Here is a 15972-nt window from a genome sequence, read left to right as displayed (position 1 = left end):
AACTTAAGCTATGATAAAAAGGGACTGTGAAGCGAACAGGAAGTTAAATACCGAAATATATCACACGGAACTTGCTGTTGTAGGTGGTGGACTTTCGGGGGTATGCACCGCCATCACCGCAGCGAGGAAGGGAGTAAAGGTGATATTGGTACAGGACAGGCCCGTATTGGGGGGAAATTCGTCTAGTGAAGTTCGCTTATGGATACTCGGCGCCACCTCTCACCTCGGCAATAACAACAGGTGGAGCCGTGAAGGTGGGGTGGTAGATGAACTGCTGGTAGAGAATATGTACAGGAACAGGGAAGGAAACCCGCTGATATTCGATGCAATACTGCTTGATAAGGTAAAGGCAGAACCTAATATAACCTTACTGTTGAATACCGCTGTTTACGAAGTCCGGAAGCTGACTGATGACAGCATAGGAGCAGTAAAAGGTTTTTGCAGCCAGAATTCGACCGATTACATTGTCCATGCACCATTATTCTGTGATGCTTCCGGTGACGGTATTGTCGGTTTTCTATCGGGGGCAGCCTTTAGAATGGGGGCCGAGAGCAAAGAAGAGTTCGGAGAAAAATTTGCTCCTACCGAAGAATACGGGCAGCTTTTAGGGCACAGCCTGTATTTTTACAGTAAGGATACGGGAAGGCCTGTAAAATTCAAGGCACCGGATTTTGCCATGGAAGTCAGTAAGGAAATTCCCCGTTTCAGGAGTTTTAATGCCAAAGAGTATGGATGTAAGCTTTGGTGGCTGGAGTACGGGGGACGAATGGATACCGTATACGATACGGAAAAGATCAAATGGGAACTATGGAAGGTGGTGTATGGTGCCTGGGATTATATCAAGAACTCTGGTGAATTTCCGGAAGCCGAAAATATGACGTTGGAATGGGTGGGGACTATTCCCGGAAAACGGGAAAGCCGGCGGTTTGAAGGAGACTATATGCTTCGTCAACAGGATATTGTGGAGCAGAGAACCCATGAAGATGCTGTGGCTTACGGTGGATGGTCCATAGATTTGCACCCGGCAGACGGGGTGTTCAGTGAAAAACCGGGGTGCAACCAATGGCATGCCAAAGGTATTTACCAGATTCCGTACAGGTGTTTATACAGCAGGAATATAAAGAACCTTTTCCTGGCTGGGAGAATCATCAGTGCAACACATGTAGCTTTTGCTTCGACCAGGGTTATGGCTACCGCAGCCTATATCGGACAGGCTGTAGGAATGGCTGCTTACATTGCCGGGACAAAAGGAGCCGTTGAAAATAAATTTGTAAAAACAAAGCGCGAACAGTCGTACGCGAATCATGGGGGGGCTGCTGAAGATATGACAGAAGACAAGGAAACGGGGCATACAGTTGTTACAGAAATATATCATAAGGGGTATCTGAACCCGCGGGATATCCTGGAGAAAGGCTTTATAACCGATCTGCAACACGAGTTACTGAAAAGTGGTCAGCATATCCCCGAACTGGTATTACATGATGATACCGATCTGGTTCAACAGGGAAGTCTGACTGTGTCAAGTACTTTCGCATTGGGATGTTTAAGTGCCGATTTCGTACTTCCGCTGGATATTTCGATTGCACAGATGCTCCCTTTACAGGAAGGAAAATTACCGGCGATAACTTTTGACCTCGAAGCGAAAAACGATACTGTTCTGGATGTTGAATTGCGGATCAGCGGGAAAACAGGAAACTTTACACCGGATGTTTCCCTGGAGAAGTTTGCCGTGGCAGTAAAAAAAGGCAGAGAAACTATTCGGGTAGCGTTTTCAGCACATATAAAGGAGCGGGCTTATGCCTTTATCATTTTGCACAAAAACCGGGATGTGGAACTTTACAGGTCCTCCCTTCGGGTTACCGGGATATTATCGACATTTAACCTGGTGAACAAAGCAGTATCCAACTATGGGAAGCAGGTTCCCCCGGAAGACATCGGGATGGACGAATTTGAGTTCTGGTGCCCTCAGCGGCGGCCCGGGGGACATAATGTGGCCATGAAGATCGATCCGCCGTTACACCCTTTTGGTAAGGAACATATCAAAACAGGAGTCTACCGGCCTACTACAACCCCGAATGCATGGGTGGCCGATTTGAATGATGCGGAGCCATGCGTTAAAATAAGCTGGGAAAAGCCCAGGGAGATCAGCAGGATTGAATTATTTTTTGATACGGATTACGACCACCCGATGGAAAGCGTTTTAATGGGACATCCGGAATCGGTGATGCCCTTCTGTGTGAGGAATTATAAGATATTGGATGATAAAGGAGAGGTCGTATTTGAAAAAACTGGCAACTATCAGACCATAAACAGAGTAGATTTGAAAACTACGGTAATCACCCGGGAATTAACTATTACAATGGAACATCCTTCAAGAGATGTCCCGGCCGCATTGTTTGCCGTTCGTTGTTATCGCTAAAAGACAGAACATGGGAATTTTGGATTATATCGTGATGTTTGTTTTTACAGGCATTATTATTGCGGCGGGGCTGTCATTCGGAAAAACGGGGAATTCCATGAAGTCTTACTTCGCAGCGGGAGGAGCGGTACCGTGGCAGATCAGTTCACTGTCTTTGTTTATGAGTTTCTTTTCGGCAGGAACATTTGTAGTGTGGGGATCCATAGCCTACCAGTATGGTTTTGTTTCCATAGCCATTCAGCTTACCATGTGTCTCGGAGGGTTTTTCGTAGGTATGTTTATCGCCCCTGCATGGCAAAAATCACGTGCATTGACGGCAGCGGAATTTGTGTCCAGACGGTTGGGACTGACCGTTCAGAAATTTTACAGTTATCTTATTCTGCTGATCTCTCTGATGTATACCGGGGCCTTCCTTTACCCGGTGGCTAAAATTATAAATGTATCCACGGGATTTCCCATTGAAGCCTGTATCCTGGTACTGGGGATTTTAATTATTATCTATACTGCTGTCGGAGGCCTTTGGGGGGTAATGATTACGGATGTTATTCAGTTTATAGTACTTACAGGAGCGGTACTTATTGTAGTACCGCTGGCATTTGATAAAATAGGGGGCGTAGAAGAATTATTTACCCATGCCCCTCCCGATTTCTTTATGCCGGTGAACGAAGAATATTCCTGGCTTTTTTTACTGGCTTTCGGTATTTATAACGGAATTTTTATCGGAGGGAATTGGGCTTATGTCCAGCGGTATACCAGTGTAGATAGTCCCAAGTCGGCCAGAAAGGTAGGATATCTGTTTGCGATACTGTATCTCATAAGTCCCTTTGTATGGATGTTGCCTCCCATGATTTACAGGGTGGTCAACCCGGATTTGTCCGGATTGGAAAATGAAGGAGCTTACCTGATGATGTGTAAGGCCGTACTCCCCCGGGGACTGGTGGGATTGATGCTGGGAGGTATGGTGTTCGCTACGGCGAGCTCCGTAAATACGACCTTAAACCTGGCAGCGGCTGTGTTTACTAATGATTTATATAAGTCGGTCCGGCCTGATACCCAACCGAAGCATCTGATGCTTATAGCCAAACTTGCTGTTATTGTTTTTGGAATTATGACTATTGGTGTAGCACTGTTGGTGCCATCCGCCGGAGGTATAGTGGAAATAGTTTTAAGCGTAGGGGCAGTAACGGGATGCTCCTTGTACGGTCCGCCTATATGGGCATTGTTCTCCCGGTATCATACGGGAAAATCAATCTTGTGGTGTACCCTCCTGGGCCTTTCCCTGAATCTCTACCTTAAATTTCTGCATCCCTTGTTAACCGGTATTTCATTAAACAGGGCAGAAGAAATGCTGGCAGGCTCCCTTATTCCCATTTTATTTTTATCGGGTTACGAAATATGGGCGAGAAGTTGGGGTAAAGTTTCTGAAGAGTACCGCCTGTATAAAAAGATCAAAGATACAGTCAGTCACGGGGAAAAAACAAAACCGGCAGATGAAAGCAGTAAGGCTCAGAATAGCTTTGGTTTAAAGATACTGGCAAGGACCATGGCAATAACCTCTATGATCTTTATCGGGCTGGCTTTGACAGCAGATCAGAAGGCGTTATGGACAACACTCTGTGTAGGAACAGTGATCGGTTTTATGTCGTGGTTTATACACAGGAAGTCGGGGAGGTACTCCCGGAATCAATAATTTCACGGTTTTGGTTCTGACTAAAATTGAATAACAAAGTCTAGAGAGGGGAGTTTTAGACTTTTTTGTTCTTCAGGATGCAGGAGAGTGCTGCATCTTTTGTTTCCTGAAAAAAGCCTTAGGCCAAAATATTTTTTGTAATGTATTGATTTTGTTTGTGTTGGTAAGATGTTTTTTGGTGTTGTTTGATAAATTTATTTACCAATACAAAAATTAGCAAAAATATTTCCCAGCAACTCATCATTGGTTACCTGCCCCGTGATCTCCCCGAAATGATATAACGCCTCGCGGATATCAATGGCCAGAAGATCCCCGGACAGGCCGGATTGCAGCCCGTGCTGTACCTTCTGAATTTCTTCCAAAGCCTTGAGCAGGGCGTCGTAATGGCGGCTGTTGGTGACGATAGTCTCGTTATTGCGGAGTGCCCCTGTGTTTACAAATTCCAGCAGTTTGTCTTTCAGGTTTTCGGTACCAATGTTTTCCCGGGCTGAGATAAGCAGCAGGTTCTCGTAGTCCAGGCTGTTTTTTATTTGATTCGTGTCGGCCAGGTCTATTTTGTTGGCCAGGATAAGGAGGGGTTTTTGCGGGAACTTGTTCTTTATTTTCTCGATTTCCACCACTATGGTATCACTGTTTTCTCCAAAATGACTGGCATCGAAAAGATAAATGACCACCTGTGCCTGGGTGATCTTCTCAAAAGTCTTTTTAATGCCGATGCTTTCTATCACATCTTCCGTTTCGCGGATACCTGCCGTATCTATAAACCGGAAACCAATGCCTTCAATGACCATTTCATCTTCAATAGTATCGCGGGTGGTTCCGGCGATGTCGCTTACGATAGCCCTTTCTTCATTGAGTAGAGCATTGAGCAGGGTGGATTTCCCTACGTTGGGTGCACCTACAATGGCAACGGGAATGCCGTTTTTAATAACATTACCTACGGCGAACGAATCGATCAGCCGTTTCAGGACCAGTTCTATGCGTTTCAGGAGTTCTTCGAACCGGCTTCGGTCGGCAAATTCCACATCTTCTTCGGCAAAGTCGAGTTCCAGTTCTATGAGGGAAGCGAAGTCGAGGAGTTCCTGGCGCAGTTTTTCTATTTCCCCGGAAAAACCACCGCGCATCTGCTGGATGGCTATCTGGTGAGAAGCCTCGTTATCCGAAGCGATGAGGTCGGCCACGGCTTCGGCCTGACTGAGATCGAGCTTGCCGTTGAGGAATGCGCGCAGGGTAAATTCTCCCGCATCGGCCATACGGCAACCGTTCCTTAAGAAAAGCTGGATGATCTCCCGTTGTATGTAGGGAGAGCCGTGACAGGAAATTTCCACTACATTTTCCCCGGTGTAGGAGTGAGGTCCCTTGAATATGCTCACCAAAACTTCGTCCAGTACCTTAGCACCGTCAACAATATGGCCGAGATGAATGGTATGGCTCTTTTGTCCGGACAGTTTCTTCCCTTTTACCGACCGGAATTTTGCGTCCACAATGTTTATGGCTTCCTTTCCCGAAATCCGGAGAACGGCAATGGCACCCGCACCGCTGGGCGTCGCTAAGGCTATGATAGTATCGTTTGGCAGCATGGCTTTCTGTTTGATGCAAAAGTATTTAAAATTAGGCAATTTACAGGGAACTGTTTTAACAGTTTGGACATCGTAAAAAGTACGGAAAACAAGTATTTGAAAATACGGGATGCCATAAATTTGTGGCTTGAAAAATCCTCATTTGCTATGCATAAAAATTCTTCTACCTACGTAAACCCGGAGACTTCGGCGGAAAAGACCGTTTTCCCGGTATTATTCGCCCTGAGTTTTTCACATTTAATGAACGATACCCTGCAATCGCTCATTCCTTCCATCTATCCGTTAGTGAAGGAATCTTTTAAGCTAAGTTTTGCCCAGATAGGGCTAATTACCCTTACGTTCCAGCTAACGGCTTCCCTGTTACAACCGTTGGTGGGATTGTATACGGACAAATACCCCAAGCCATATTCCCTGGCTATCGGAATGGGATTTTCCCTTACCGGCCTGGTCGTACTGTCTATGGCACCCAATTTTGCTACCGTACTTGTGGCAGTGGGGCTTATCGGAATGGGGTCGTCTGTGTTCCATCCGGAAGCTTCCCGCATTGCCCATATGGCTTCGGGAGGAAGACACGGCATGGCACAATCGCTTTTCCAGGTGGGCGGGAACGCCGGGAGTTCGCTCGGACCTTTGCTTGCGGCGATGATCATTGTACCGTTCGGACAGTTTTCCGTGATCTGGTTTTCGCTGGCGGCCATGCTGGCCATTATCGTATTGTCCCGCGTAGGCCGGTGGTACAGTAATAACCTACACAGGCTCCCGGCCAGAAAGAAAAAGAAGAATGACCATGCCCTGGGACACCGCCTTTCCAAAAGACAGGTCACATGGTCTGTAGTTGTACTGCTGTTCCTTATTTTTTCCAAGTATATCTATATGACCAGCCTTACGAATTATTATACCTTTTACCTGATCGACAAGTTTGATGTTTCCGTACAGGCTTCGCAGGTATATCTGTTTGTATTTCTCTTTGCCATAGCCGCCGGAACTTTCTTCGGAGGACCATTGGGCGACCGGTTCGGACGTAAATATGTGATCTGGTTCAGTATACTGGGAATAGCACCTTTTACGCTTTTATTGCCTTACGTAAACCTGTTCTGGACGGGAGTGCTTACCGTTCTTATCGGGCTGATACTGTCTTCGGCCTTTTCTGCCATACTGGTCTATGCACAGGAACTCATCCCAGGTAAAGTAGGTATGGTTTCCGGGCTGTTTTTCGGTTTTGCCTTCGGTATCGCCGGAATAGGTTCGGCCGTGCTGGGTGATGTGGCCGATGCCACCAGTATCCGTTACGTATTTAAAATGTGTTCTTTCCTGCCGTTGCTGGGATTGCTCACCGTTTTCCTGCCTTCAGAAAAGCAAAAGGTATAATCATGGACATCCAGAGCCCAAACGTGTCATTCTGAGCGAAGCGAAGAATCCCATGGAAGACATATCTGGGCTCTGGAAGTTCAATTTAGGTTTTAGAACTCAAGTACCCCATCACATTTTTCTCGATACGGGCTTCAATATCGCTGATGTCAGCCCTTTCAAACGGTTCTCCTGTGATCTGTTCGTAAAGTTCGATATAGCGCTCAGATACCGAGGTGATATATTCATCACTCATCGTTGGGATCTGCTGGCCTTCCTTGCCCTGGAATCCGTTTTCTATAAGCCACTGGCGTACGAATTCCTTGGATAGTTGTTTCTGTTTTTCGCCCTTGTCCTGGCGTTCCTGATAGCCGTCGGCGTAGAAGTACCGGGACGAGTCGGGTGTGTGTATTTCGTCGATCAATACGATTTTACCGTCTTTGGTCTTTCCGAATTCATATTTGGTATCTACGAGAATAAGCCCCCGTTGTGCAGCGATTTCCGTCCCTCGTTGAAAAAGGGCTTTGGTATAAGCTTCCAGCTGAACATAGTCTTCTTCGGAAACGAGACCTTGTTTCAGGATGTCTTCACGTGATATATCTTCGTCATGGGCGCCGTCGTCTGCTTTGGTGGAGGGGGTGATAATGGGTTCGGGGAACTTGTCGTTTTCCTTCATTCCTTCTGGCATGGATACGCCACAAAGAAGGCGTTTTCCCGCCTTGTATTCCCGGGAAGCATGACCGGAAAGGTATCCCCGGATCACCATTTCCACTTTAAAAGGTGTGCACCGATGGCCCACAGCTACGTTAGGATCGGGAGTGGCAATGAGCCAGTTAGGTACGATGTCTTCTGTAGCCTTCATCATTTTGGTAGCGATCTGGTTCAGTATCTGTCCTTTGTAAGGGATACCCCTGGGCATCACCACATCAAATGCCGAGAGCCGGTCTGTAGCTATCATGACCAGCAGGTCCTCATTCAGGGAGTATACTTCACGGACTTTCCCCTTGTAAACATCTTTTTGTCCCGGAAAATTATAGTTGGTGGAGGTTATGGTATTGTTACTCATGTTGTACTGTACTGATTTTTCACGCAAATATACGGTAAAAGTTCAGGAGTTGGGGCGTTTGTGGCCGGGTTATCGGTGGCTTCGATACACCCCGGCGGAGCCGGGGCACTCAGCCACCTTCGTTCCGGGTATGTTGAGGTGGTTGAGTGATTTTCAAAGAAAACCATACTGAAACCACTGGTGATTTTGGTACATCCTTCGCTTCGCCAGGACATTCAGGCCTTTACAAAATATAAGGAAAGGAAGGTACGAAGGTGGTTGAGTGATTTTCGCAGAAAATCGTACCGAAACCACCGTCTCAACTAGTACTGTTATGCTCAATCTTTTTATAGGCCTCGATAATATTCTTCACCAGCCTGTGGCGTATAACGTCTTTGTCGTCCAGGTATACGACACCTATGCCTTTAACATCTTTCAATACTAATATGGCTTCTTTAAGTCCGGAAATGATCCTTCGCGGCAGGTCTATCTGCCCCGGGTCGCCGGTGATCATAAACTTGGCGTTTTTGCCCATACGGGTGAGGAACATCTTCATCTGGGCATGTGTGGTGTTCTGAGCTTCGTCGAGGATCACGAAAGCATTGTCCAGCGTTCGTCCGCGCATAAAGGCCATGGGAGCGATCTGGATGATACCCGTTTCGAGGTAATTCTGCAGCTTCTCTGCGGGGATCATGTCTCTGAGGGCATCGTAAAGCGGCTGCATGTACGGGTCGAGCTTTTCTTTCAGGTCGCCTGGGAGGAACCCGAGGTTTTCGCCGGCTTCCACTGCCGGCCGTGTGAGAATGATGCGTTTTACCTGTTTTTCCTTGAGCGCTTTTACGGCCAGGGCCACCCCGGTATAGGTTTTTCCCGTACCTGCCGGGCCAATGGCAAAGACCATGTCGTTCTTTTTCATCTGGTCCACCAGGCGTTGCTGGTTTACGGTCTGTGCCTTGATGAGCCTGCCGTTAACGCCGTGCAGCAATACCTGCCCGTTTTCCAGTATGGGAGATTCGTAAACGTCCTTGTCGTCACTGGTGAGGATACGTTCTATGGTGTTTTCGTCCAGTTTGTTGTATTTTCCGAAATACATGACCAGCATGTCCAGGCGTTTGTCAAACTCTTCCAGCAGTTCCTCGTCGCCATAGGCTTTTATCTTGTTGCCCCGGGCTACGATCTTCAGTTTCGGAAAGTATTTTTTGAGCAGTTCGATGTTGATGTTTTGTTCGCCGAAGAATTCCCTCGGGTTTATCTCGGTAAGTTCTACTATTATTTCGTTCAAAAGCTGTCGGGTTTGATTAATTTTTAATGTTTGCTTTCCGGGTGACGAAAACTGCCGTGTCGAAGCTGAAGCCAAATCAGGGATCCGCTTCGCAAAACAGTGGTTATTCTTCCATAAAGATACTACAAAAATGTATGTCCTGCCATATGGTTTATCCCCTGTTTTTTTAGTACGTTTGTGCTTTGCTATACCCCTTTGAGATATAAATGCGATAACGCATTATTTTCTTGCTAAATTACACAAAAAAAGCGTCGGTACTGTTATATGGCTATAATAAGTTTAACTACGGATTTCGGAGAAAAAGACCACTTTGTAGGGGCCATCAAGGGAGCGATTTACAGCGAATCGGAAGACGTTAGAATTGTGGATGTATCGCATTCCGTGAGTCCGTTTAATGTGCTCGAAGCAGCCTATATTTTAAAGAATGCCTACAAGGATTTTCCGAAGGGGAGTATCCACGTCTTCGGGGTAGATTCGGAACGCACCCCGGAGAACCGGCACATTGCCGTATTGCTGGACGATCATTTTTTTGTCGGTGCCGATAACGGGGTGATAGCTTTCGTGGCCGGGGAAAGAAAACCGGAAAAGATCGTGGAAATAAATATTTACAACGATCTGGATACCATTTTCCCCTGTAAGGACGTTTTTGTAAAGGTAGCCTGCCATATCGCTCGTGGAGGTACGCTGGAAGTTGTGGGGAAACCGGTAGACAAAATGAAATCGCTGAAAACCTTTGCGCCTATCATAAACACCGAGCAGGACCAGGTAACGGGGCATGTGATCTATGTGGATAATTACGGCAACGTCGTGACCAATATTTCCAGGCAGTTGTTTGAAAACGTGCGGAAGGGAAGGGATTTTGAACTGTATGCCCGGAATTACAGGTTTGATAAAATACATAACAAATACAGCGATATTGTCAACTTCTCCGTGGAAAAGCCCAGGCGTGACGATGACGGAAAGCGGCTGGCGGTGTTCAATTCTGCCGGATATATAGAGCTGGCCATTTACCGGAGCAACCTGGAAACCGTAGGAGGTGCATCCAGTTTGCTGGGACTGAATTACAGAGATGTGGTGACCATACGCTTTTTATAATAACCTAATTCAGAGGTAATCCGTATACGGAGGAATATGAACCGATCATAGATTACCTAACACCGAATACCGAACTATGTTCGCAATACTAAAAAAGGAAATAACTTCATTTTTTGCTTCTCCCGTTGGCTATCTTGTGATTGCCATCTTTCTTGTGCTGAACGGACTGTTCCTTTGGGTTTTTGACGGTGAATACAATATATTCAACTCCGGTTTTGCCGATCTCACTGGTTTTTTTCAGCTTTCACCGTGGATATTGCTGTTTCTTATCCCTTCGGTCACCATGAAAAGTTTTTCCGATGAAAAAAAGCTGGGGACCCTGGAACTGCTCTTTACCCGCCCGTTAAGCGCCTGGCAGATCGTCCTCGGAAAATATTCCGGTGCTTTTGTCCTTGTGGTCATTGCATTGCTCCCCACTTTACTTTATGTGCTTACGGTCCGGGAACTCGGAAACCCGGAGGGCAATCTCGATACGGGCAGTACCCTGGGGTCTTATTTTGGCCTCCTTTTCCTGGTGCTTTCTTATACGGCTATAGGGATCTTTGCTTCTACCTTGTCTGAAAACCAGATCGTGGCATTTCTGGTCTCCGTGTTTGTGTGTTTCCTCTTTTATTACGGTTTTGAGGGGCTTGCCAACCTGGGGATGGGCAACGGAATCTCGGCACTGGGCATGAAAGCACATTTCGACAGCATTAGCCGTGGCGTTCTCGATACCCGCGATATGCTCTACTTTTTGTCTGTAGCGTTCTTTTTTCTTTATATAACCGTTGTAAAACTAAAAAACCGTCCCGATGCCAGTTAAAGTAAAAAGAAAACATATCCTCCCCGTGGCGGGCGTTCTCGTAATACTTGTGGTACTGCATTATATATCCGCATCATTTTACGGCAGGTTCGACCTTACCCGGGATAAGCGCTACACACTTTCCGAAGCCTCGTTAAAGCCCCTGGAAAGAACGGAAAGTCCCGTGCATGTCGATGTTTTCCTGGGTGGCGATCTTCCGCCGCAATTCCGTAAACTCCAGGATGAGACCAGGCAGTTATTGGAAGAATTTGCAGCGCGGAATAAAAACGTACAATTCAACTTTGTAGACCCGCTGGAGGACGAGGAAAACGCTGATGCCATTATCCGGGAACTGCAGTCCATAGGACTTACCCCGCTTAATTTTTCCCGGGAAAAAGGAGGGAAGGTCTCCCAAGAAATACTCTTCCCCTGGGCGCTGGCCAATTACGGAAATAAAAGTGTAAGGATATCCCTCCTGAAGAACAAGCTCGGGGCCACGGACGAAGAACGTGTAAAAAATTCGGTACAACAACTGGAATACGTATTTGCCGATGCCTTTGCACGGCTTACCATTAAAGACAAACAAAACATAGCGGTACTGCGGGGCAACGGGGAACTTAACGATATTTATATGGCCGATTTCCTGTCGACCCTCAGGGATTATTACAACCTGGCGCCGTTTACACTGGATTCGGTAGCCACATCTCCGGAAAGGACCCTGGCGGAACTGGAAAAATACGATATGATACTGGCTGCCAAACCTACCGAAATCTTTACAGACAACGAAAAAGCCGTGCTGGACCAGTATGTAATGAATGGCGGAAGGTCGTTGTGGCTTATAGACCAGGTGAATGCCGAAATGGATAGCCTGTACAACGAATCGGGGAAGACGTATGCGCTGCCACGGGACCTGAACCTAGGCGATATGTTCTTCTCGTACGGCGTGCGGATAAACCCCGTACTGGTCAACGACCTGTATTTCACCCAGGTTGTCCTGGCCACGGGTGAGGGGAATGAATCGCGCTATGATCCTTATCCCTGGTATTATTCACCCATGGTTTTTTCCAGAGATAACCACCCGGTGAACAATAACATAGAAGCGCTCCGTTTTGAGTTTGCCAATGCCATGGATACGCTTGAAAACGGGATTAAAAAAACAGTACTGCTTTCCAGCTCCCCGCTTTCCAAGACCGTCGGGACACCTGCGGAGATCAATCTGGATATTATTACCAGGGAACCGGACAAGGAAAGCTATAATAACGGCAACCAACCCCTGGCCGTTTTACTGGAAGGAACGTTCAATTCGATGTATAAGAACCGTGTAAAACCGCTTGAACTGTCCAACTACAGGGAAGAAGGGAAAGACACCAAAATGATCGTCATTTCGGATGGCGACCTGATAAAAAACCAGTTGAACAAAGGCCGTCCGCTGGAACTGGGCTATGATAAGTGGACCAACAACTTCTACGGTAACAAGGAATTCCTGAAAAACTGTGTCAATTACTTGCTGGACGAAAGCGGCCTTATCTATATACGCAGCAAGAAAGTGGCGATCCCTTTCCTCGACAAGGAAAAGGTGGCCGCACAACGTACCCGCTGGAAACTGGTCAATCTCGGCTTTCCCCTGGTGCTTCTGGCCGTGTTCGGCATCGTCTTCATGTTTATCCGGAAACGGAAATACACTTCCGTGAAAAATCACACCTGACGTGTATGTATGCATACGCGGGGAAAAAGTAAGGAGGCATGTTTCCGGATTGTCCGATAGTGAAATGACGGGTATTGTGATATTATTTCACTATAAGAAATTCCGTAACCCGAAGCATTTTTATCATTATTATCCGAGCCTGCATAAAAGGGAGTTTTATACGGAACGCTTGGTCCCCATCCCGATAAATAATGACTTTCCGGAAGGGCGGGGACATATATTCCGTGTGAAGTTATTCATTAATCTTCTTCAGGAACGGCAAGTGTCTTATACAGTTCTATAGCCGAGAGGAAGAAGGTGTTTTTCAGGTCTATATTGGATACCCTGGCTTTTACCAGGTTATTTTCCCGGGTATTAATGTAGAAAATGGAACTCTCTCCCATCTCGAAAAGTTTTACCTCTCCGTTGAGCATTTGCTGGTAATCTTCCACCAGGTCTTCGTTAATTATAATCTGCTGCCGGTAAGAATTCAGTTCGTTATACTGTGCCCTGATCTTGTTTTGAAGTGCCTGCTTTTCAAATTGCAACCCGAATCTGGAGTTTTTCAACTTAATATCTGCCAACTTCATCTCGGCACGTTCTTTCCTGAGGAAAACAGGAAAGGAAAACGTTGCCCTGATCTTGTAATCCTCCATACGAAAACCGTCTATGTACGATGGTTCGGAAATATAACTGTAACCGAGGCTTAGTTTCGGTAACATGCTATTGGCTTTTAACTTACGGTCCACTTCCTGAATATTTATTTTGGTATTCAGAGCATTGATCTTCGGATGGTTCTCTATATTGATTTCTTCCGTAAGAAGGTTGTCCAGTGAGAGTACATCCAGTATCTGATCTTTCAGGTTCTGTTGCGGTATCATGTGTTCAGACAGTTCCAGGGGGATATTGTTCTCGGTCCATAAATAATTGGACATTTTAAGGCGGCTTTTTGTGAGTTTCAGTCTGGCCTTTTCCCATTCCAGTTTCCTGGTTTTTAATACAATTCCCGATTCCACACTGTCTATAGGCGGAAGTTCCCCCAATACGATAGATCTTACGATCCATTCCTGCCTTTCCACGGCATTCCTGTAAAAATCTTCGTATAGTTTTACCTTTTCATAATCCCGTTTCCAGTTCATATATGCCACCGATGCCTCGGAAATAGCATCTACAGTAGCGAGTGTTCGTTCGTAATTACTGAGTTTTACATACAGCTTCCCTTTTTTTAGTTCTGCCATACGGTCGTTTATCCATAATCCCTGTCCTACGGGTATTGTAATCCCAAGGGAGGTGAGCCCGTCCTGAGGGACATAATTTTCCGGGTTCATATATACCCCCTCATTTTTATCGAAAGCCGCCTTGATTTCTATACCGTACCAGGTAGGTATTTTAAAGCTTCCGTTGAAGAGGGAATAATAGGTCTTGTCATCGTAGTTCTTTTTGGAAAAATCAGCCTCCAGTTTGGGATCGAATGCCCCTCTTGCTTTCAGCAGTTTTGCCTGTGATTCTGAAAGCACCAGGTTGGCCTGCCTTACTATGGGGTGATACTTTTTAACATAAGCCAGGAACTCCTCGTATGTAAATTCGTCGGATAATTCCTGGGCACGAATCGGGTTGAAAACCGCAAACAATCCGAAAAGTGTTAGGGAAACCCGGAGTGCCTTTCTAATGATCTCACTACACATGTGTATTATTTCTTTTTCTCATTAGTACTTTCTCCCGATTCCGGAGTGTTATAAAAATTAGGAGGAAATCCGTTTAATGTACGCCATATTTCAAACCAGATGGGCACATCGTCCAACAGTGCCAGTGTTTGTGATCCGGCACCAACGCTCAGTTCTTTGGGCCAGTCCTTCTCTTCCGGGTCCGGGGCGATGAGTACACGGTATTTTCCGTTGGCACTGATAAAGTTTTCCTTGGCTACAATAACTCCGCCGAAAGTGCCGTATGAAACCCCCGGCCACCCGCTGAATACAATAGTAGGCCAACCGTCAAACCATATACGTACTTTTCCTCCTTTGTGAATTAACGGATAATCCAGAGGCTCTATATAAGTCTCCACGGCAATATCAAAGTTTGTTGGCATAATACTCACTACGGAAGTCCCTTCCTTTATGGTTTCCCCGATACCGGACTTCAATGCGCGATTTATATATCCGTCTTGCGGAGCGGTAATGTAATACATGCCACGGCGGATAATATAACCGGCGTACTGCGACCGGAGTTTGCTCACCTGGGATTCTGTGTCGAAACGCGTGCTGAGTGCGGTTTGAATATCACTCTGTGCCTTTGCGAGCTTTTCGGCATAGGCTGCATTGAGCCGGGTGAGCTCCATTTCGGCATTGATCAATTCGTTCTGACTGGCCAGGTATTTGTTTTCCTGGGTTATTTTTTTGGCCTGCATTTCCTGGAGCTTAACCTTTTTTTCCTCTACATAGGTCATTGGTTTCAATCCTTCCTTGTTCAGGCTAAATGCCCGGTTATATTGGGTTTCGGCTATACTTAACTGGGTTTTTACCGCTTCCAGGTCTATACTATCGCTGGTAACCGTTAGCCTGCTTTGTTCCAGCTTGTTATGTGCCTGTTTTAGTTTTAGTCCCCGTTCTCTTTTTATGGCTTTTATTTGTTGGGTCAGGGCATTGACCTTTTCGGTATAGGACTCTACGGCATCCTCTTTGGCTTTTACCTGATCTTCTGTATTGGCGATAAGATTGGGATCGAAGTAAGAATCCTTTGTTTCAGACAAAAACATGATGGTATCTCCCTTGTGTACATAATCTCCTTCCTGTACATACCATTTTTCTATTCGCCCTCCTATAATGGCATGCACTGTTTGCGGACGTTGTTCCGGTCTTAGCGTAGTTACATAGCCCGATCCTTTAATATTCTGTGTCCAGGGCAGAAACAAGACAAGGAGAATAACTATGGCCACACCCCACACCACTTTTCTTATGATCCTGTAGTGTTTATTGTCGGCAAAAATCCTTGCAGAGGTATATTGAGACATATCCACCAACTTATCGATACGGTTCTCTGAAATGTTCAACAT

General features: G+C 46.2%; 11 protein-coding genes. 6 read left to right on the top strand and 5 right to left on the bottom strand.

Features of this window, described 5'->3' with window-relative positions; all coding sequences use genetic code 11:
* Positions 1-10: 10 nt before the first annotated feature.
* Together LS482_RS02925 and LS482_RS02920 are read left to right on the top strand one after the other, a co-directional pair.
* A complete protein-coding gene (locus LS482_RS02925) occupies positions 11-2419 on the top strand; it encodes an FAD-dependent oxidoreductase (RefSeq protein WP_233030257.1) in 2409 nt (802 codons plus the stop codon).
* Positions 2420-2429: 10 nt separating this feature from the next.
* Positions 2430-4109: a sodium:solute symporter family protein gene (locus LS482_RS02920; protein WP_233030256.1), complete on the top strand. Its 1680-nt coding sequence runs from the start codon at positions 2430-2432 to the stop codon at positions 4107-4109.
* A gap of 194 nt (positions 4110-4303) precedes the next feature.
* On the opposite strand, the gene mnmE is transcribed toward LS482_RS02920, so the two are convergent.
* Positions 4304-5689 (bottom strand): tRNA uridine-5-carboxymethylaminomethyl(34) synthesis GTPase MnmE, encoded by a 1386-nt coding sequence (gene mnmE, locus LS482_RS02915; RefSeq protein ID WP_233030255.1) that lies wholly within the window; start codon positions 5687-5689, stop codon positions 4304-4306.
* A gap of 147 nt (positions 5690-5836) precedes the next feature.
* Here mnmE and LS482_RS02910 point away from each other — a divergent pair, with 147 nt between their 5' ends.
* Positions 5837-7057: an MFS transporter gene (locus LS482_RS02910; RefSeq protein WP_233030254.1), complete on the top strand. Its 1221-nt coding sequence runs from the start codon at positions 5837-5839 to the stop codon at positions 7055-7057.
* Between the two features lie 85 nt (positions 7058-7142).
* On the opposite strand, the gene LS482_RS02905 is transcribed toward LS482_RS02910, so the two are convergent.
* Positions 7143-8102: a phosphoribosylaminoimidazolesuccinocarboxamide synthase gene (locus tag LS482_RS02905; RefSeq protein WP_233030253.1), complete on the bottom strand. Its 960-nt coding sequence runs from the start codon at positions 8100-8102 to the stop codon at positions 7143-7145.
* Positions 8103-8400: 298 nt separating this feature from the next.
* Complete coding sequence (locus LS482_RS02900) at positions 8401-9363, bottom strand: PhoH family protein (protein ID WP_233030252.1); 963 nt, start codon at positions 9361-9363, stop codon at positions 8401-8403.
* A 264-nt stretch (positions 9364-9627) separates the two neighbouring features.
* Here LS482_RS02900 and LS482_RS02895 point away from each other — a divergent pair, with 264 nt between their 5' ends.
* The 3 genes from LS482_RS02895 to gldG all read left to right on the top strand — a co-directional run bounded on the left by LS482_RS02895 (position 9628) and on the right by gldG (position 12944).
* Positions 9628-10458, top strand: a complete 831-nt coding sequence (locus LS482_RS02895; protein ID WP_233030251.1) for an SAM hydrolase/SAM-dependent halogenase family protein — start codon at positions 9628-9630, stop codon at positions 10456-10458.
* A gap of 76 nt (positions 10459-10534) precedes the next feature.
* On the top strand, positions 10535-11260 hold the full coding sequence (gene gldF, locus LS482_RS02890) for a gliding motility-associated ABC transporter permease subunit GldF (RefSeq protein WP_233030250.1): 726 nt from the start codon (positions 10535-10537) through the stop codon (positions 11258-11260).
* The gene (gene gldG / locus LS482_RS02885) at positions 11250-12944 is read left to right on the top strand and encodes a gliding motility-associated ABC transporter substrate-binding protein GldG (RefSeq protein WP_233030249.1); all 1695 of its coding nucleotides are present in this window, start codon (positions 11250-11252) and stop codon (positions 12942-12944) included. The genes gldF and gldG overlap by 11 nt, the downstream gene beginning before the upstream one ends.
* A gap of 239 nt (positions 12945-13183) precedes the next feature.
* On the opposite strand, the gene LS482_RS02880 is transcribed toward gldG, so the two are convergent.
* Both LS482_RS02880 and LS482_RS02875 read right to left on the bottom strand, forming a co-directional pair.
* Positions 13184-14608: a TolC family protein gene (locus LS482_RS02880; protein WP_233030248.1), complete on the bottom strand. Its 1425-nt coding sequence runs from the start codon at positions 14606-14608 to the stop codon at positions 13184-13186.
* Positions 14609-14613: 5 nt separating this feature from the next.
* The gene (locus LS482_RS02875; RefSeq protein WP_233030247.1) at positions 14614-15972 is read right to left on the bottom strand and encodes an HlyD family secretion protein; all 1359 of its coding nucleotides are present in this window, start codon (positions 15970-15972) and stop codon (positions 14614-14616) included.

This window comes from Sinomicrobium kalidii (genome assembly GCF_021183825.1).
Taxonomy (GTDB): domain Bacteria; phylum Bacteroidota; class Bacteroidia; order Flavobacteriales; family Flavobacteriaceae; genus Sinomicrobium; species Sinomicrobium kalidii.
The sequence above is the reverse complement of the archived record's forward strand: the minus strand, read 5'-3'. Positions and strand labels throughout refer to the sequence as shown.

What these genes read in the sequence shown, in the direction of transcription:
- LS482_RS02925 (WP_233030257.1), top strand. Translation starts at nt 11, where the DNA reads ATGATAAAAAGGGACTGTGAAGCGAACAGGAAGTTAAATACCGAAATA.
- LS482_RS02920 (WP_233030256.1), top strand. Translation starts at nt 2,430, where the DNA reads ATGGGAATTTTGGATTATATCGTGATGTTTGTTTTTACAGGCATTATT.
- mnmE (WP_233030255.1), bottom strand. Translation starts at nt 5,689, where the DNA reads ATGCTGCCAAACGATACTATCATAGCCTTAGCGACGCCCAGCGGTGCG.
- LS482_RS02910 (WP_233030254.1), top strand. Translation starts at nt 5,837, where the DNA reads ATGCATAAAAATTCTTCTACCTACGTAAACCCGGAGACTTCGGCGGAA.
- LS482_RS02905 (WP_233030253.1), bottom strand. Translation starts at nt 8,102, where the DNA reads ATGAGTAACAATACCATAACCTCCACCAACTATAATTTTCCGGGACAA.
- LS482_RS02895 (WP_233030251.1), top strand. Translation starts at nt 9,628, where the DNA reads ATGGCTATAATAAGTTTAACTACGGATTTCGGAGAAAAAGACCACTTT.
- gldF (WP_233030250.1), top strand. Translation starts at nt 10,535, where the DNA reads ATGTTCGCAATACTAAAAAAGGAAATAACTTCATTTTTTGCTTCTCCC.
- gldG (WP_233030249.1), top strand. Translation starts at nt 11,250, where the DNA reads ATGCCAGTTAAAGTAAAAAGAAAACATATCCTCCCCGTGGCGGGCGTT.
- LS482_RS02880 (WP_233030248.1), bottom strand. Translation starts at nt 14,608, where the DNA reads ATGTGTAGTGAGATCATTAGAAAGGCACTCCGGGTTTCCCTAACACTT.
- LS482_RS02875 (WP_233030247.1), bottom strand. Translation starts at nt 15,972, where the DNA reads ATGTTGAACATTTCAGAGAACCGTATCGATAAGTTGGTGGATATGTCT.